Origin of the sequence: Desulfallas thermosapovorans DSM 6562 (assembly GCF_008124625.1) — a bacterium.
Taxonomy (GTDB): Bacteria; Bacillota; Desulfotomaculia; order Desulfotomaculales; family Desulfallaceae; genus Sporotomaculum; species Sporotomaculum thermosapovorans.
Genome location: NZ_VNHM01000020.1, coordinates 18642 through 36990 on the forward strand (window position 1 = coordinate 18642; position 18349 = coordinate 36990).

Consider the following 18349-nt stretch of genomic DNA (forward strand, 5'->3'; position numbering starts at 1 on the left):
AGAAATGTCCAAGCAGGATAATTCTTCCGAGCAAATGGTAAATTTACTTTACAACACAGGTTATAGATTAACAGGCAGCCACAGGAAAACCCAGGAACTGTTAACAGGCGTTTTTAACACAGTAAGCGATAATATAAGTATAAAAACAGCGCTGAAAAAACTGTGTTTAACATACATAAATAAAGCCTCAACGGGTTGGACCCCCAGTTTACCTGAAAGTAGCCCGCCAACCAAAGACAATAGTACGAACAAAATACAAGCGGCTCTTCTGGCACTGCCGCCTGCAGTAAGGTTGGTATTGGTTTTGCGAGAAGTGTCGGGGTTGAATTATGTGGAGATAGCAGAGATGACTGGTATAGAAAAAATAGCGGTAACCTGGTTATTAAGTACGGGGCGGTGGGAACTGCGAAAACAATTAGCCCCGCCCCGGGGGCAAAGCGAGCTGCCTGATAAATATTTTGCACGAAGTAAGTTGTAAATAGTTTTCCTCCTCTAATTAAAACCGGGCGGTTATGATGCACTATTGAAAGGTTTGGAAAGGAGTAACAATGGTTGGGAGTTGGGTTACCGGTGATGACTGAGTGCCTGCGTTCATATCAAGCTTAAAGCACCCGGCGGAGCCGGGCGGCCGGTTTACCGCCCATGGAAGGGATTAGCCTGGTATTTAACGGTTCAACCTAACGGTTTATATAGCTGCTGAATATAAATTTTTAATGTTCCATTCCCTTTCCAGTTGCGTCCGCGCAGCAACTTCCCGGTGTGCATCCGCTGCTTTCCGGATTATTGCCGCAGCATGTGGGAGAAGGACCGCTCAAGTTTGCCGGTGCACCCACCGAGTTGGGCAGGAAAGGCTTGGATATGAGCTTGGTCAATTCTATTCCCCCGCACTCCGGACACTTAATCTGCTCGTTTTCTCTGGCCGGGAGAGTAAGTGCTTCAAATACTTTACCGCATTTGCATTTGTACTCGTAAATAGGCATGTTTATTTCCCCTTTCCTTTGTAGTTTTATTACGGAGATATGTTTTTCGACGTTATTTTATGAAATCCTGCTTTTATCTTTACCATTAACCACCATTATATCCTCCAGCCCTGGTATTATAAATATGTTATATTAATTAAGTCAGGGTAGTTTCTTTGATATCATGACATAATTTTAGTTGGAGGTTTCTACATGGCCTGGCTTTACTTGTTTGTTGCCGGTATCTTTGAGGTGGTATGGGCAATTAGCCTTAAGTATTCCCTTGGTTTTACCCGCCTGTACCCGTCCTTGGTGACTATAATAGCTATGGCAATTAGCGTTTACTTCTTATCTCTGGCCACCAGGGTGCTCCCCATAGGTACGGCATATGCAGTATGGACGGGAATTGGTGCGGTGGGTGCGGTAATTGTAGGCATGCTGTTATTAAACGAGTCCAGGGATGCTGCCCGCCTTTTTTTTGTAACCTTAATTTTAGTGGGTATTATCGGCCTAAAATTCACTTCGCCGGCTCATTAATAGTAATGGCTAGGATAGCAGTGCATAGTGGGCCAAAATACTTTGCAATTCATAAATGTTTAAGCTTCTATTAAATTGTTTGGTTACCGGTGTTGAATCACCGGAAATCCATATCTTGAGCTCTGCTTCCAGGTCGAAGTGCCCTGCTGTTTCGATGCTGAAATGGGTAATGCTTTTATAGGGGATTGAATGATATTCTATCTTTTTTCCGGTAACGCCTTGCTTATCAACCAGTATAAGGCGTTTATCGGTAAAGATGAACATATCGCGGATAAGCTTGTAGGCCTTTTCAATTCGCTCGGAGGGGGCCAGTACATTGGCAAATTCCTTTTGAACTTCGGTGATATTAACTTTTCCGAGGCATTACCCATTAAACCACTTAATAAACCCATACAAATATCTCCTTTACACTGGTTTATGATTATTAAATTCCTTGGCCACGTTAATTATTCCTTCGTTTTACAGATCAAAATATTCATTCCAATTCCGCCATGTGAGTGCCACCGGAGACTTTTGTGGCAAGGCTGCAGCAATTAAAGGAGGGTGATGAGAGAATAGGTATAACTTAATTATCTGATTATGTTTTATTTTATTAAGGGAGGTCTTATTTTTTGAAAAAACTGGTGGTATCAATTATTGGCGCCATGATATTATTCGTAACCCTGTCCGGCAGTGTGCTTGCCTCCCCGGTTGAAAAAGTTGTTTTCTATCCGGGTGATAACAAGTACATAGCTAATGGCTCAGAATTAACCATGGATGCTGTTCCATTCGTTGCCGGTGGCAGAGCTTATGTGCCGGTGAGATTCCTGGCCGGTGCGCTGGGTGCCGAGGATAACCTTACCGGATGGGATACTTCCAAGGGCACCGTAAGCATTGCGTTGCGGGGCGATAAAAATATGGATATTACATTGCAAGCCGGAAGCCGCCAGCTGGTGATCAACTATTTAAATGGCCAAGCAGGTGAAGTTTTAAACAAGAAAGCAGTGTCCATGGATGTAACGCCGGTTCTGCGGGATGGACGGATTTACCTGCCCGCCCGTTGGATAGCCGAAGCATGCGGTTTTGCGGTGGAATGGGATATTGATGCCCGGAGTGTTCTGGTATATGCTTCCGGTACCAAAGAATCTCCCACCGGCGGGGTAAGTGTGGATACCCGGGAAATCAAGTCCACCACCGACCAGCTGAAGTTGAGCATGGAGATTCCCGTGATTTCAGGTATGTCAAATAAAGCGCTGCAGGAGCAAATAAACAAAGAAATAATGGATAAAGCCCTGCAAGCCAGGGGCGAGCTGGAAACTAACTATAAAGAATATGCTGCCAATGCCGAAAAATTTGATTTCCCCGCTCACCCCTTTGAGTTGTACATTACTCATGAGGTTTACACCAGCGGCAGTATTCTATCCCTGGTTGTGGAGACATACCAGTACTCCGGTGGTGCCCATGGCATAGCCTGGAGAGACTATTATAACCTGGACACCAAAAACGGCAGGCAACTGTCACTGCAGGACTTGTTTAAAGATGATGTGGATTATGTAAGCATTTTAAACGGGCAGATTGATAAACAAATTGCGGATCAACTGAATAGCGGCCAGGGCATGTACTTCGAAGGGGATATGGGATTCCAGTCTATTCTGGAGAATCATCCCTTTTACCTCAAGGATGATCATATCGTTATTTGTTTTGGCCAGTATGAAATCGCTCCGTATGCCGCCGGTATGCCCGAGTTTCAGCTACCACTGGATTCTCTTTCCCGGTACTGGCGGGAAGATTTTGGAGCTTTACTTCAATAAAATTGTTCAGCCCCAACGAAAAAATCGTTGGGGCTGTTTTGTGGATCATGCCAAAGCTTATGGATTGTCTGGGCTTAACAATGTTCTTGCGGCCCTCGTCGGATTGCTATTTTACGACCTCGACCGTGCCTCCGGCATTTCTGATAGCTTCAGCTATACTGTCAAAATTGCTTCCACCCAGTACAGGGACCCTGATGATCAGACAAATACCGGAGGGAGAAGTTAACTCAATCAGGTTAAAAAGGTTGATTACTGCGCCGGCAGGGATAAAAACGCGCAGGATGGTCCCCGGTAATTGAGGACATTCATTAGTTTGATTAACATTGCCTTTAGCCACAGCGGTGCTCATAAAGAAACCTCCTTGCCAAGTTTTGGTAGTATAATATTCCAATATTATGGAAAGTGTTACCAAAATACATGTGGAGGCTTTTTGTTGTTAGTTTAATTTAACCCGTGAACTTGTACACCGGGAGTTATTTTTCAATTAATCTATGCCATATCTTTAAAGGACACCCTGAAGGGATTGAAATCAGTATCGTTATCGTAGTAGTCAACAGCATCAACTTTTTTAACAAAGCCGACCGCTGCATAGGTAAATGGGGTAGCTAATATTTCAAATGCCGTCTTAAATACGTAATTTGATAATATCATGTGCATTAACAGGCTGCCCGGTATAATGCCTGAAAATGCTATGATAACAAATAAAACCGTATCCACACCCTGGCCCACTACCGTGGAGCTAATGGTTCTGGTCCAAAGAAACCGTCCCCGGGTGGCGATTTTCATTTTGGCCATAATAAAAGCATTAACAAATTCACCACAGAGGTAGGCAATCAAACTGGCCATTACTATCCTTGGTGTTTGCCCTAAAATGGACAGGTAGGCTTCTTGCTGGTGCCAATCACCGGCAGCGGGTAGTATGCCCACCAGCCAGTAGACAAATGACATCATTACACAGGCGGTAAAGCCGGTCCAGACAACAATCCTGCTTCGCTTATAGCCATATACTTCAGTCAGTATATCACCAAATATATAAGCTATCGGGAAAAGAATTGTGGCCCCGTCAAAATAAAAAGGCCCGAGATGAGTTACCTTAACCGCCACAGTATTCGATACCAGTAAGACAGTAACAAACAGCGCCATAATTACGGGGAATAAACGCAAAAAAAACGCCTCCTTGTTTTGTTAATCCGGGTGTCCGCGACCGGAAATCCATATACCTTGTTTACAAAAACCGCTGAAAACTCCAGTGGTGACCGTTTGCATTTTATCATGGATAAGGTCATCCGTAAAGACAGGCGGGTTAAGGCAATTCCAATAAAGATAATTGCGCCTTGCTAAGTTTTTTCATGTGGTTAAGGTGCTGTGCAAACGGGTGTTTTGTGGTAAAATATCAATGCAATACTGATTGTAGGGAGAAGGGATGTTATGCACAGGCTGCTGGACCAGCGGGGGATAAATTCGGTGCATGTAATACCACCCAGGGAGGCACGGTATGCGCCCTTTCCACCGGGCGTTGCCGACGCGGTGGTGCTCTCGCTGGCCGGGCAGGGTATCAAGCAGCTGTATGCACACCAGGCACAGGCCATTGGCCATGTTATGGAAGGGCGCAACGTGATTATTACCACCGGTACATCAAGCGGTAAGTCGCTGGTTTATACTATTCCAATATTCAGTGCATTAATTAACCAGCCACAGTTCAAAGCGTTGTATATTACTCCCACCAAAGCGTTGGGGCAGAATCAAATTAAAACAATGCAGGATATTGCTGCAGCTATGGACTGGCCCCGGGGAAAGCCGGTTATGGCCGCGTGCGACGGGGATACTCCCTTTAACCAGCGGCGGGATATTATTAACGGTGCCGGTGTATTAATAACCACTCCGGATTTTATACACGCCTGTCTGCTGCCCAGACACCTTGACTGGCCTGGCTTTTGGGGTAATCTGAAGTACATAGTTATTGATGAGGCCCATACTTTAAAGGGCGTGATGGGCTGCCACTGCCTGCAGGTTTTCCGCCGCCTCAGGCGAATTTGCGATTACTACGGGGCCAAGCCTGTATTTATACTGTGCACGGCCACCATTGCCAATCCCGGTGAATTTGCCGCCAATCTAGTGGGCCTGGATTTTGCGGTGGTGACCGAAGAAACATCGGCTGCCGGTGAGAAAACGGTGGTATTTTATGAACCGCCCACCTATCAAACCAGTGACGGGCGGACCAAGCGCCGGCTGACCCATTTTGAAGCGGCCCGGGCCGTGGGGCGTTATGTGGAATCGGGCAGGCGTACCATTATGTTCGGTCGCTCCCGGCGGATAGTGGAGTCCGCCTACCGGTTTATTCAAGAAAAATTCCCCGGTGTGGCTGGGTTTGTCACCCCGTACAAGGGTACTTATGTGCCGCAAATGCGCCGGGACATAGAAAAAAGGCTGTTTAACGGCAGCTTAAAGGGGGTTATCTCCACCAATGCCCTGGAGTTGGGTATTAATGTGGGGGATTTGGACACCTGCATACTGGCGGGGTTTGCGGGCAGTATTTCTTCCACCTGGCAGCAGGCGGGCCGGGTGGGGCGAAAGGGGCAAAAGTCGTTAATTGTACTTATGGCCAACGAGGACCCGCTGGATTTATATATTGTGCGCAACCCCCGGTACTTTTTCGGACAGCCCTTTGAAAAAGCGGTGGTTAGTGATAAAATGCAGTTTCTGGTGGACCACCTGCCCCTGGCTGCCAGGGAATTACCGCTATGTAAGGAAGATACCGCTTACTGGGACAGGGATACTTATTATGAAGCGGTGAAGCTGCTATTGAAACACGGCAGGCTTAAGTTGCTGTCGGACCGGCCCAGAACCTACGGCCCGGCGGTGCAACCGGAGTTTTTTAACCTGCGGGGGGAAAGTGATAATTATCGTACCATCAGTCCACGGGGACAGGTGCTGGAAGAATATAATTACGACGACGTGATCAGGGAGGCTTACCCTGGTGCCATACTGCCTGTTTACAACAGGGTGTACCTGGTGGACAGTATAGACCATGATACCAAATCTATTCAGTTGCGGGATCTGCCCCCCGAGTACGGGGATTATATTACCCGGCCCAATATTGATTCCAGAATTGGCGTGGAAAAGGTCGAGCATACCCGCCGGGAAGGTAATGTGGATGCGTATAGCGGTGTGCTCAATATTCATAAAAGCCTTGCTGGTTATAGACTGGTTAATGTAAGGGATAAACAAAAAGAAGGATCCAAGTCCGGAGAAATCAGGCAAATTATGAAACCCATTGATTTTTCCACCGCTGGTATCTGGCTGGATATTGATTTGCGGGGACTAAAGCAGGAAATCAGATATGGTGCCGCCCATGCTTTAAAGCACCTGCTGCACATCACCATCCCCCTGGAGGTAATGTGCGAGCGCAACGACCTGGGGGCCAGCCTCCAGATGCATGGTGACCAGGCCCAGATATTTATCTATGACAACTACTCGGGCGGCGTTGGATTGGCGGAATCTGTATTTGATAATATCAAAAGAGTGCTGGAGCGTTGTTATGAACTGGTAACAGGTTGCAGTTGTTTTCAAGGCTGTCCTTCCTGTATTATCATTCCCCAGTGTCTACAAGCCAATGAAAAGCTGGATAAAGACGGTGTGACTGAATTGCTGGCCATATTGCTGGGCAGGGAAGTGCCCCGGAAAAAGAGCGGTTTAAGTTTTATCAAGGAAAAACTATTTAAAAGAGCCACCAGTCGCGCCGGTATTAAAATGGAAGCCCGGGCACTGGAGATGGAGCTTAAAGAATACGAAAAAACCTTTGCTTATGCCGGCAAATACCGGCATGCTGCGGCTGATATAATAAAACAGTACTATCCGCGGTTAATTAAGCATGAGGTTAATATTTTGGCTGTGTATTATTTGGTACATTCCCAAACCGGCAAACCGGTGCCCGAGCGTATATTAAAACAGGCTCTTTCCCGTTGCTGCGGGTGGTCTGATATGTACCGGCTGTCTTTGCAGGGTCTCAAGGAGAAGGGGTATTTAATCGGTCCACCGGAGCGGTTAACGTTGTTCCCCGGTGTGAAGGATAAACTTGGCACGGGTATGCAAAGGCCGGTGGCTGGAACATGAATAGGTAAAATGTATCAAACAAGTTTGACTAAAGGAAATATAGAAGATATAATTCACCTAACAATCTTATAAAGAAACGGGGAGCTCATGTTATGGGCTGAGAAAGGGCTTTTGAGCACCTGACCCGCGAACCTGATCGGGGTAATGCCCGCGTAGGAAAGGTATGGTAGATAAGCGCACCTAACTTACGAGGTGCGTTTTTTGCTTGGGGCCGGTCTCAAGATAGTAACTTGCTTGATTCGGTCCGCTTTAGTGCCTGCCGTGTGGCGTTTATATCGGAAATCCGGCATGGTGAGTGATATAGCGCCATGGCGGGCGCTCCGGGAATTACCATTGAAGCCAAGGAGGAATTGATATGGGTTATAATACTCAAATGGTTTCTGCCCGCCAGGGCATAGTGACCGCGCAAATGGAAACAGTGGCTCGCAAAGAAAACATAGATGTAGCCAGGCTTATGGAACTGGTGGCCCTGGGGAGGGTGGTTATCCCGGCCAACAAAAACCACCTCTCTCTGGACCCCTGCGGAATTGGCGAGGGAATGAAAACAAAAATTAATGTTAACCTGGGTGTTTCCGAGGATTGCTGTGATATGGAAACTGAGTTGGAGAAGGCCCGTTATGCCCTGCGGTTACAGGCCGATGCCATAATGGATTTAAGCTGTTACGGCAAAACCCGGGAGTTCAGGCAGCGCCTCATTGATATCTCACCTGCGGCCGTCGGCACCGTACCGGTTTACGATGCCGTGGGCTTGTATGATAAAAGTCTGGAAAGTATTACTGCGGATGAGTTTTTAGGCGTGGTGGAAAAGCATGCCCGGGACGGAGTGGATTTCATGACCATTCACGCCGGGATAAACCGGGAAACCGCGGCCACATTTAAAAGAACCAGCCGGTTGACCAATATTGTTTCCAGAGGAGGCGCCCTTCTATTTTCCTGGATGGAACTAAATGGCCGGGAAAATCCCTTTTATGAATATTATGATGATCTGCTGGAGATATGCGGCCGGTATGATGTTACCATCAGCCTGGGGGATGCCTGCCGTCCGGGAAGTCTTAAAGATGCCACCGATGCCGCCCAGGTTCACGAACTGATTGTCCTGGGTGAATTAACCCGCAGGGCTTGGGAGAAAGGCGTGCAAGTGATGATCGAAGGGCCGGGGCACGTGCCCTTAAATGAAATTGCCGCCAATATGATCCTGGCGAAGAAACTCTGCCACGGGGCTCCCTTTTACGTGCTTGGCCCGCTGGTTACGGACATCGCGCCGGGCTACGACCACATTACCAGTGCCATCGGCGGGGCCGTCGCCGCGGCCAGCGGCGCGGATTTTCTTTGCTACGTTACGCCGGCCGAACACCTTCGCCTACCTACGCTGGAGGATATGAAAGAGGGTATAATCGCGGCACGAATTGCTGCCCACGCCGCCGATATAGCAAAGGGGATTGCCGGGGCAAGGCAATGGGACGATGATATGAGCGAGGCCAGGCGGTGCTTAAACTGGTCCCGCATGTTCGAGCTGGCCATTGACCCCGAAAAGGCCAGGCAATACCGGGCCGAATCACAGCCCGAACATGAGGATACCTGTACCATGTGTGGTAAAATGTGTGCGGTGCGCAATATGAATAAGGTACTGAATGGTTCAAGTAACCTGTAAAAATAAAAGATTTAGTATTAATTGATGTCTATAATAAAAACCCCGGGCCATTTTCTTGCTATGGAAAATGTGTGCCGGGGTTAGTTTTGGGGGAATCTTATTGGTATACATATATCAAAAAAAATGCAGTTTCCAGGAAAAATTACAAAGGAAAACTATTTTAAATTGTCGAAAACATGTAAGGTTTGTCTTAAATAGTTTGGCAAGTAATTATTTCAAGAAATGGAGGTTAAATGTTTTGAGTTCAGTTGTAGTAGTAGACCACCCGGTGGCCGGCAACTGTCTGCGTATTTTAAGGGACAAACGGACGGAAACCGAATCCTTTCGCAAAGAAATGAAAAGGCTGGGGTTGCTTTTAGCCATAGAAGCTGCCAGGGATATTGAATGTGTCTCAGAGACTGTAATAACACCGTTGGATATGGAAATAAGCTGTCCCAGGTTGCGCGACGGCAGAATACTGCTGGTGCCTATTTTGCGTGCCGGCCTGGGGTTTGTGGACAGCTTTCTGGATATTTTACCCGCCGCCAAAGTGGCCCATATCGGCGTTGCCCGGGATCATGATACTTTGCAGGCGGTTACTTACCTGGATACCGTGCCGGAACGTTTTACTGATTTCGACCGGGTATTTGTAGTAGACCCCATGCTGGCTACTGGTAACAGCAGCGTTAAAACTCTGGAAATAATTACCAATAAAGGGTACAAGCCCGGTCAAATAACTTTGGTATGCGCCCTGGCCGTGGAACAAGGGATTAAGCAGGTGCTTGACAGGTTCCCGGACATCAAAATTATAACAGCGGTGATAGACCCGGGACTTAACGATAAAGCTTATATTGTGCCCGGTTTGGGGGATGCCGGAGACAGGTTGAATTTAATTTAGTCAATCCTGCATGGTAAAAGCTTTTTATTTCTCCTGAAAACACCGTTAAATAATTTTCATATTATACTGGTGCCGCGTTAGCGGCATGGATGTCTAAAGTGAAATGAACGGTTGGTTCATCCTGGAATAAAATCAATAAACGAGGGGAGAGAAATAGTAACAAATTGGCCAAAAGAGAGATTCAAGTACATGAACGTTTACCATTGCTGCAGACTTTACCGCTAAGTTTGCAGCACCTGTTTGCCATGTTTGGGGCTACGGTACTGGTTCCGATTTTGTTTGATGTGGACCCGGCCACGGTGCTGCTGTTTAACGGTATTGGCACATTGTTGTACCTGGTGCTTTGTAAAGGGGCTATCCCTGCCTACCTTGGCTCCAGTTTTGCCTTTATATCACCGGTGTTGGTGGTGCTGCCCAAATACGGCTATGAGGCGGCCCTGGGCGGGTTTATCGCGGTGGGACTGGTTTTCTGTGCTGTTGCACTGGTTATCGGTCTGGTAGGCACCAGGTGGATTGATATCATATTCCCGCCGGCGGCCATGGGTGCCATAGTGGCGGTCATTGGCCTGGAACTGGCCCCGGTGGCGGCCGATATGGCCGGTCTGACCGCCGAGAAATTGGATCCGGCGGTTATTACCGTTTCCCTGTTCACCCTGGCGGTGACCGTTCTCGGTTCGGTACTGTTCCGCGGTTTTCTGGCCATTATACCCATATTAATCGGCATTGTGTCTGGATATATACTGGCTTTGTTTATGGGTATGGTGGATACCTCATTTATGGCCGCCTATAGCAACAAGGAGTCCTTTAGAGAATTGCTGGCGGCATTATTCATAAAGCCCACATTTTACAGGCCCGAATTTAACCCGGCGGCCATTGCAGTGATATTGCCGGCTGCGCTGGTGGTTATCGCCGAACATATTGGCCATTTATTTGTCACCAGCAATATCGTAGGCCGGGATTTGGCCAAAGAGCCCGGCTTGCACCGTTCTTTGCTGGGTAACGGGCTTTCCACAACGATTTCCGGTTTTTTCGGCTCTACGCCCAACACCACTTATGGAGAAAATATCGGCGTGCTGGCCATTACCAAAGTGTACAGTGTTTGGGTACTTGGCGGTGCGGCTGTTTTCGCGATATTGTTATCCTTTGTGGGTATACTGGCGGACGTTATCAGGAGCATTCCTTCGGCTGTCATGGGTGGGGTGTCGCTGCTGCTTTTCGGTGTCATTGCCGCTTCCGGTATCCGCATGCTGGTGGAAGCCAAAGTGGATTACAATAAGGCGCGCAATTTGATTTTAACCTCGGTGGTACTGATTGTGGGTGTCAGCGGCGCCCATATAGAAATTGGTGCCGTGACCCTCCAGGGCATGGGCCTGGCTACCGTGGTGGCCATTCTGCTCAGTCTCGCTTTTAGACTTTTTGACGTGCTGGGCTTGACCGGTGACAAGGATAATTGACCAGAGTAACTCTACCGGTTAAGCGATTACCCCCTTTGTCATTTAATATAAAGGTTGCAATTAAATGGTATCATGATGCACAGTTGACAGTGATTGTCATTTATGGTAAGCTATATTAAAGGCATCTCGTCCTTGGGGGACGAGGTGCCTTACTGTGTGTTTTTCGTTATTACCATTTAATGTTTAAGAGAAGGGGGTAAGTAGGAATGCAAGATAGCATTGAATTAACAAAGGGTGCTTATGAAAAATTAATAGAAAGTTTGGTACAGGTTGAAGAAGAAAAGGAAAATTTGCTAAATGAATTCTTTCCCCAGGATATCAAGGAAAGAAATGAAGTTTTGCAAATTATGGAGAAATATATTACTCAGGTTAATCAGTTTGCTAAAAAAATAAAAGTGGTTGAATCCGGCACAAATGAGTTGCCGTTTGTTTTAATTGGCAGTGAAGTTGGTTTACAAGATCTGGACTATAATGAAGAAACCAAACTCAGGATAGTGCTGCCTTTGCAAAGTATGGATGGCGATGATGCCTCATGTTTATCGCCCATTGGTTTGTCCTTATTATTAAAAAAAGTTGGCGATGAGGTATCGGTAAAAACGCCCGGTGGAATTCTTAACTATCGTGTAAATTCCGTTTCTCTACCTTTTTTCTAGCTTTGTACGGGCTAATTAGCATCGTGTCACAAGTATGCGCGCTCAGATAAAATAAAAATGGGCGCGTTTTTTAACTTTTTTTGCCGGTGAAATTGTGGTAGAATGGAAAAATATACATGGCCGGCTATTCCCCGTAAGGAGCCGGTCATATTTGCCTGGAAAAAATAGTAGGCGCGTGCCTTATATGAGTATATTAGTGAAAACGTCCTGCCACCAAACCGGTGACAGGACGTTTTTTTTTAAAAGGGGCCGGGCTGGCAATTGTATATACTGGTTACCCGCATTAAGATGGAGGATTTAAGAGTTAATTCCGGCACCCCTTTTAAACCCGGGCCACTGCATTATCAAATGGTTTTCCCAAAGGTGGGAATATAATGGCAAATTTTACACATTCACCGGCCCTCACAAAAAAGTACCTGCATTACGAATATTTACTAATAAAGGGGGGTGGTTTGGGACAACTTCTTTGTTGAAAAAATTGTTAGGAGGCCAAAATGATTAGAGCTAGCAAAAAGTTTATATCTGTATGTATTGGTTTGTTGCTGTGCGCCGGAATATTTTTGACGATGGATGTACCAGCACCGGCCTGGGCTGCAACCAAACTAACCATTAGCGTTTCAGGCAATGTTGATCAGAGTACTCTGGATAGCTATATTGGGCAAATTATCAAAAAGTATAATATAAATCCCGATGTAATTTACATTAGATATTCAAACGGAACCACCACCAAGTATACTCCCGGCCGGTTGCCTACTCCGAGCACTCCGGTAAACCCGTCTCCTGCTCCGCAGCCCGTTCCGCCGAAGCCTGAACCTGCACCAAATCCTGCCCCCGCATCAATGACTGCGGATGAACAAAAAATGCTCAATTTAGTAAACCAGGAGAGGGCCAGGGCCGGTCTGCCCGCGCTCAAGGCTGATGAAAAGCTTATCAAGCTGGCGCGACTTAAGGCGCAGGATATGATCAAGCGTGGGTATTTCAGCCACACGTCACCCACCTATGGTTCCCCCTTTGATATGATGAAAGCGGCCGGTGTCAGTTACCGCTATGCCGGTGAAAACCTGGCCGGGGCCTATAGTGTGAATACAGCCCACACCAACTTGATGAATTCGCCCGGCCACAGGGCCAATATCCTGAACAACAATTTCAAATCAGTGGGTATTGGTATTGTGAATGGCGGTCCATATGGTAAAATGTTTGTGCAAATGTTCATTGGTTAGTTGACCTGTTTCTTTCCCAAGCTTCCCGGAAACCTCCTTTGCAAGGGGTACCGGGAAGTTTATTATTTTATTTGGAGGTATAATTCGGCTGTGGGAAAAAGGGAATATCGCCCGAACGGAGAAGTGAAGCCAGGAGGCAGGTTTAATACCACGCTGCCCTATGTATTATTCAGTATTTCCACAGGGAAAGGAACGGTGTCTCACGTGCGCATGAAAGACTTCATGACCCCCGAAGCGTCTACATTAAATCCTGGTGATACTTTACGCCGGGCTGTGGAGCTTTTCCGCCGGACCCGTCTGGATGGTATACCCGCCGTGGATGGCCAGGGGTGTCTGGTGGGGCTCCTGACTCGCACTAACTTATTTGATGCCCTGCTTGAGGGTTATGGTCTGGATGACCCCGTGGATGACTTGCTTACCCGTAAAGTGGTAACTGTGGATCTGGATATGCCTTACCAAACTGTTGTCCGGGAAGTGAAGAAAAGTCCCGTGGGCATGGGGGTGGTGGTAGACGAGAACAACCGTGTGCGGGGGGCCCTCACCAAAGTGGATATGATTATGGCTTTGTTCAGGGAGTCGGATTTGTTAAATGCCAGGCTGCGAGCTGTATACCAGGCTATGCATAACGGGTTGGTGTCGGTGGATAACCAGGGGTGTATCACTATGCTCAATCCTGCGGCGGAGGTGCTGCTGGGCGTACAGGAGAAGGAGGTGCTGGGCTGCCCGGTGGAGAAGGTGTTGCCCGGGTTGAACCTGTCCAATATTATGGTCACCGGCCAGGTGGAGGTAAGTAAAAAATACGAGGCGGCCGGCCGGGCGTTTCTGGTTAATTGTACGCCGGTGCTGGACGGGGGGAATACGGTAGGGGCTATGGCCATTTTTCAGGATTTGACTGAGCTGGAACAGGTGGCAGCGGAACTGGAAAGTGTGCGCACCCTGCAGCACACCCTGCGGACCGTGCTGGATATAGCTTATGATGGAATAGTGGTGGTTGACAAAGAGGGGTATATCACCTTTTTCAACCAGTCGCTGGCCGATTTTTTCGGCCTTGCGGCCCGGGATGCCATTGGGCGGCACGTGACCGATGTTCTGGAAAACAGCCGCCTGCATATAGTGGCCCGTACCGGGGTGCCGGAAACAGCTCAACTGCAACAGGTGGGCGGAAGCTATTATGTGGTTTCACGCTTGCCCATTGTGGAAAACGGCCGGGTGGTGGGTGCGGTGGGCAAGATAATGTTCCGCAACCTGGAGGAAATCAGGGAGCTGGCCCGGCGTATGGATAATCTGGAAAGCCAGCTTAGCTTTTACCGTGAAGAACTACAAAAAAACAGCGGCAGTCGTTTTACCTTTGACAGTATCATCACGGTTAGCCCGGCCATGGTAAAGCTAAAGGGGGAAGCTTTGCAGGCCGCCCGGGGTATATCCACGGTACTCATCCGGGGAGCCAGCGGCACCGGCAAGGAACTTTTTGCCCAGGCCATACACACGGCAAGCCCCCGCCGGGAAGGACCCTTTGTAAAGGTAAACTGTGCGGCCATTCCCGAGCATTTAATGGAGTCGGAATTCTTTGGCTATGCCCCCGGGGCCTTTACCGGTGCCATGCGGGGCGGAAAGCCCGGGCGTTTTGAGCTGGCCCACGGGGGTACTATATTCCTGGATGAAATAGGGGATATGAGCCCGGGCTTGCAGGCCAAGCTGCTGCGGGTGTTGCAGGACCGGGAGTTCGACCGGGTGGGTGGTACGCACCCGGTGCAGGTGGACGTGCGGGTGGTGGCGGCTACCAATCGTGAACTGGAGGAAATGGTGGCCAGGGGTGATTTCCGTGAAGACCTTTTTTACCGTCTCAATGTCATTGCCCTGGCCATACCACCCCTGCGGGAACGGCCCGAGGACATTTTGCCCCTGGTGCATTACTTTTTACGCAAATATAACAATATTTTTGGCGCGCGGGTAACTGATTTGGATCATGAAGCGCTGGAAATTTTAAAGGCCCACCACTGGCCGGGTAACGTGCGGGAACTGGAAAATGTAATTGAACGCGCCGTAAACTTTGTCACCGGCAGTATAATCAGGGTAAAGGATTTGCCCGCTTATTTGCGCCGCGAAAAATCGGATCCGGGCCGCCGGGCGGGCGGCAGCAACTACCGGGCTCGTTTGGATGACGTTGAGCGGGAGATCATCCAGGCCGCCCTGAAGTCAACCCGGGGCAATAAAACCCAGGCCGCCCGCATGCTGGGCATCAGTCGCTCCCGCTTGTACGTGAAGCTTAAAAAGCTGGACAGCTAAAAGGTGTAAGTACGGGGACGGTTACCTCGCTTCCTAAAGCGTAGCGAAGAATCCAAGATCCTTCGCTACACCTTTAGAGTGAGCTGAAAAGTGGGTCAGAGTGATGATTTCGACTCCTGACTTCTCAAACACTACTACAACCCTATTTCCTTGGCGATGATATTTTTCATTACTTCGGTGGTGCCGGCAAAAATGTTGAAAATGCGCACGTCCCGGTAGTCCCGGCAAATGGGATATTCTTCACAGTAACCGTACCCGCCGTGCAGCTGCAAGCAGTGATAGGCTGTGCGGTTAGCCATTTCTGTAATCCACCATTTGGCCATGGAAACCTCCTTGACCACCCGTTCCCCGGCCAGGTGCTTTTCAAGCAGCTGGTTGATAAATGAACGGCCCAGTTCCACCTCGGTGGCCATTTCCGCCAGTTTAAAGCTGTTGTGCTGGAATTTGGTTACGGGTTTGCCGAATATATGCCGTTCCCGGCAGTATTCGATGGTATAGTTTAGCATCCTTTCAGCCAATCCCTGGGCCATTATGGAGCACACCAGCCGCTCTTGCTGCAGTTTTTCCATCAGGTAGATAAATCCCGCGTTTTCCCGGCCCAGCAGGTTACCCGCCGGTACCCGGCAGTCGCTGAAGACCAGCTCGGCGGTATCCTGGCTCCGGAGCCCCATTTTATCCAGTTTGCGCCCCCGGGAAAATCCCGGGGCATCCTTCTCCACCACCACCAGGCTGATGCCCTTGTGGGGGGGATTGGCCCGGGGATCGGTTTTACAGGCCACGATGATTAAATCCGACAGCAAACCGTTGGATATAAAGGTTTTGGTACCGTTTAGTATATAATGGTCACCTTCCCGAACGGCCGTGGTGCGGATGGCGGCCAGGTCCGAACCGGTGTCGGGTTCGGTCATGGCCACCGCGGTGATGATATCGCCGGATACACAGCCGGGAAGCCATTTTTGCTTTTGCTCCTCTGTGCCGTAAGAGGCGATATAGGGCACTATAATGTCGCTGTGCAGGGGAAACATCACGTGGGTACCGGCCCGGGCCAGCTCTTCGGTGATAATAACCGAATATTCAAAGCCCGCCCCGGCGCCGTCATATTTTTCCTCCACCCAGGGGCACAAAAAGCCGTTTTCCCCGGCTTTTTGCCACACTTCCCTGGGGATTTGCCCTGCTTCCTCCCACTCATGGTAATGGGGTATTACTTCAGCCTGCAGGAACTTGCGGAAGGAGTCCCTGAATAATTTATAGTCGCCGGAATAAAGGTCCAGGGCCATTTTACATGCCTCCAGTAACCCGCAATACTTCACCGCTGATGTAATCGGCCAGGGGCGAAGCCATCAACAGTATGGCGCTGGCGGCCTCTTCGGGGGTGCCCGCCCTGCGCAATGGTATCATGGCCTTGAACATCTGCCGCATGCTTTCTGGAATGCCGATGGCCACTTCTTTTCCATCCCGGCTGATGGCGTCCCCTTTTTCTTTGGGTTGGGTGAGGCGGGTTTCTATAAAGCCAAAGGCCACGGTATTGACACAAACATTAAAGGGGCCCCATTCCCTGGCCAGGGTCTTGGTGAGACCCACCAAACCCGCTTTGGCGGTGGAATAGTTGGCCTGCCCGGCATTGCCGTCCAAACCCGCAATGGATGAAATGTTGATTATTTTGCGGGTAACCCGCAGGCCGGCTTCCTTTTCCTTTTTGGCCGCTTCCCGGATATAGGGGGCGGCGGCCCGGATGATGCGGAAAGGGGCGGTCAGGTGTATTTTAAGCATGGCCTCCCACTGCTCATCGCTCATTTTGTGGATGACTCCGTCCCAGGTGTAGCCTGCATTATTTACGATTACGTCAATGCTGGGGCCAAAGTTTTCCACGGCGGTTTGTACCAGTTGGGCTGCGAAATCTGAGGCGGTGACATCACCCACACAGGCCACGGCTTGCCCGCCGGCGGCCTTGATTTCTTCCACCACTTCCACGGCCGGGCCTTCGTCCAGGTCGCTTACCACCACACGGCCGCCTTCCCGGGCGAAAAGCAGCGCCGTGGCCCGCCCGATACCCCGGCCTGCTCCGGTGATGATACAGGTCTTATCCTTTAACATGAGCTCCATTTATATGTCCTCCTTTTTAACTTAACTCCGGTATTTTTGCGCCGGCAAATTGGTTTTTCGGTTGTACCGGCACCTTCCTGAACCTCCCCACGGCTAAAACAGGGGATTTCCTTGACTTTAGTGCAGGTAATCCGGTGCCGGGTGTTGAAAATCTGAAAAAAATTCCTTCATGGCGTTTTATCCCTGGAAAGGGCATGCATATAAAGTTGAAAGGTGAACTTGATCAGAAAGTTGACTTTCGAAGTTCACTTTAATGCTGGTTCTATAAACTGTTCTTTAATGGCAGGACTGCCTCGAAGGTTCCCTTGACTTTTACACCACCCCTTTGGTCGGCGGCAACAACCTGCCCCTGTACCAGCCCGACACCCTTTTCCAGGCGTTTTTCTGTAATTACACCGGTAACGGTAATGCTGTCCCCCGGTTTGGTGATATCCACAAAGCGCACAGCCAGGCTGGTTAAATTGCGGTTGGGAATCCATTGGGTAACTGCCTGGCCCACAAAACCCATGACCAGCATACCGTGGGCGATGACTCCGCCGGTACCGGCCATTTGACCCACCTCGTCCAGGTAGTGTAAAGGGTTAAAGTCGCCGGAAGCCCCGGCGTATTTGACCAGCTGCGTTCTGTCTATGGCGGGTTTGGTCAGCGGGGGCAGGGGCCTTGACACTTCCAGGTCTTCAAAATAAACCGTCCGGTTCATTGAAAT

16 protein-coding genes, 1 pseudogene and 1 riboswitch are annotated in these 18349 nt (G+C 49.1%); of the genes and pseudogenes, 10 read left to right on the forward strand and 7 right to left on the reverse strand.

Features of this window, described 5'->3' with window-relative positions:
* Positions 1-4: 4 nt before the first annotated feature.
* Entirely contained in the window at positions 5-478 is a 474-nt protein-coding gene (locus tag LX24_RS13470) for an RNA polymerase sigma factor (RefSeq protein ID WP_243131753.1), read from the forward strand.
* Positions 479-710: 232 nt separating this feature from the next.
* Here the strand turns inward: LX24_RS13470 and LX24_RS13475 are convergent, their stop codons facing one another.
* Entirely contained in the window at positions 711-980 is a 270-nt protein-coding gene (locus LX24_RS13475; protein WP_166512666.1) for an FmdB family zinc ribbon protein, read from the reverse strand.
* 192 nt (positions 981-1172) lie between these two features.
* On the opposite strand from LX24_RS13475, the gene sugE reads away from it, so the two are divergent.
* Positions 1173-1496, forward strand: a complete 324-nt coding sequence (gene sugE / locus LX24_RS13480) for a quaternary ammonium compound efflux SMR transporter SugE (protein WP_166512667.1) — start codon at positions 1173-1175, stop codon at positions 1494-1496.
* Positions 1497-1505: 9 nt separating this feature from the next.
* Here sugE and LX24_RS13485 read toward each other — a convergent pair.
* Positions 1506-1888: pseudogene (locus LX24_RS13485) on the reverse strand (PH domain-containing protein).
* 219 nt (positions 1889-2107) lie between these two features.
* Between LX24_RS13485 and LX24_RS13490 the strand changes: the two are divergent.
* Entirely contained in the window at positions 2108-3286 is a 1179-nt protein-coding gene (locus LX24_RS13490) for a stalk domain-containing protein (RefSeq protein ID WP_166512668.1), read from the forward strand.
* A 106-nt stretch (positions 3287-3392) separates the two neighbouring features.
* Here LX24_RS13490 and LX24_RS13495 read toward each other — a convergent pair whose 3' ends face one another.
* Entirely contained in the window at positions 3393-3635 is a 243-nt protein-coding gene (locus LX24_RS13495; protein ID WP_166512669.1) for a hypothetical protein, read from the reverse strand.
* 140 nt (positions 3636-3775) lie between these two features.
* Positions 3776-4450, reverse strand: coding sequence for a queuosine precursor transporter (locus LX24_RS13500; protein WP_207706619.1), 675 nt, complete (start codon positions 4448-4450; stop codon positions 3776-3778).
* Positions 4451-4714: 264 nt separating this feature from the next.
* On the opposite strand from LX24_RS13500, the gene LX24_RS13505 reads away from it, so the two are divergent.
* The 7 genes from LX24_RS13505 to LX24_RS13535 all read left to right on the forward strand — a co-directional run bounded on the left by LX24_RS13505 (position 4715) and on the right by LX24_RS13535 (position 15540).
* Positions 4715-7399, forward strand: coding sequence for a DEAD/DEAH box helicase (locus tag LX24_RS13505; RefSeq protein WP_166512670.1), 2685 nt, complete (start codon positions 4715-4717; stop codon positions 7397-7399).
* 67 nt (positions 7400-7466) lie between these two features.
* Positions 7467-7576: riboswitch (TPP riboswitch) on the forward strand.
* A gap of 178 nt (positions 7577-7754) precedes the next feature.
* The gene (gene thiC / locus LX24_RS13510; RefSeq protein ID WP_166512671.1) at positions 7755-9050 is read left to right on the forward strand and encodes a phosphomethylpyrimidine synthase ThiC; all 1296 of its coding nucleotides are present in this window, start codon (positions 7755-7757) and stop codon (positions 9048-9050) included.
* 238 nt (positions 9051-9288) lie between these two features.
* Positions 9289-9927: a uracil phosphoribosyltransferase gene (gene upp / locus LX24_RS13515; RefSeq protein WP_166512672.1), complete on the forward strand. Its 639-nt coding sequence runs from the start codon at positions 9289-9291 to the stop codon at positions 9925-9927.
* A gap of 164 nt (positions 9928-10091) precedes the next feature.
* On the forward strand, positions 10092-11381 hold the full coding sequence (gene uraA / locus LX24_RS13520) for a uracil permease (RefSeq protein WP_166512673.1): 1290 nt from the start codon (positions 10092-10094) through the stop codon (positions 11379-11381).
* 206 nt (positions 11382-11587) lie between these two features.
* Positions 11588-12034 carry a GreA/GreB family elongation factor gene (locus LX24_RS13525; RefSeq protein ID WP_166512674.1) on the forward strand — a complete coding sequence of 149 codons (447 nt, stop codon included), beginning with the start codon at positions 11588-11590 and terminating at the stop codon, positions 12032-12034.
* A gap of 494 nt (positions 12035-12528) precedes the next feature.
* Entirely contained in the window at positions 12529-13254 is a 726-nt protein-coding gene (locus LX24_RS13530; RefSeq protein WP_166512675.1) for a CAP domain-containing protein, read from the forward strand.
* A 90-nt stretch (positions 13255-13344) separates the two neighbouring features.
* The gene (locus tag LX24_RS13535; RefSeq protein WP_166512676.1) at positions 13345-15540 is read left to right on the forward strand and encodes a sigma-54-dependent Fis family transcriptional regulator; all 2196 of its coding nucleotides are present in this window, start codon (positions 13345-13347) and stop codon (positions 15538-15540) included.
* A gap of 134 nt (positions 15541-15674) precedes the next feature.
* Here LX24_RS13535 and LX24_RS13540 read toward each other — a convergent pair whose 3' ends face one another.
* The 3 genes from LX24_RS13540 to LX24_RS13550 all read right to left on the reverse strand — a co-directional run bounded on the left by LX24_RS13540 (position 15675) and on the right by LX24_RS13550 (position 18343).
* The gene (locus LX24_RS13540) at positions 15675-16817 is read right to left on the reverse strand and encodes an acyl-CoA dehydrogenase family protein (protein WP_166512677.1); all 1143 of its coding nucleotides are present in this window, start codon (positions 16815-16817) and stop codon (positions 15675-15677) included.
* Position 16818: 1 nt separating this feature from the next.
* On the reverse strand, positions 16819-17643 hold the full coding sequence (locus tag LX24_RS13545; protein ID WP_166512678.1) for an SDR family NAD(P)-dependent oxidoreductase: 825 nt from the start codon (positions 17641-17643) through the stop codon (positions 16819-16821).
* A gap of 262 nt (positions 17644-17905) precedes the next feature.
* Complete coding sequence (locus LX24_RS13550; RefSeq protein WP_166512679.1) at positions 17906-18343, reverse strand: MaoC/PaaZ C-terminal domain-containing protein; 438 nt, start codon at positions 18341-18343, stop codon at positions 17906-17908.
* Positions 18344-18349: the final 6 nt, after the last annotated feature.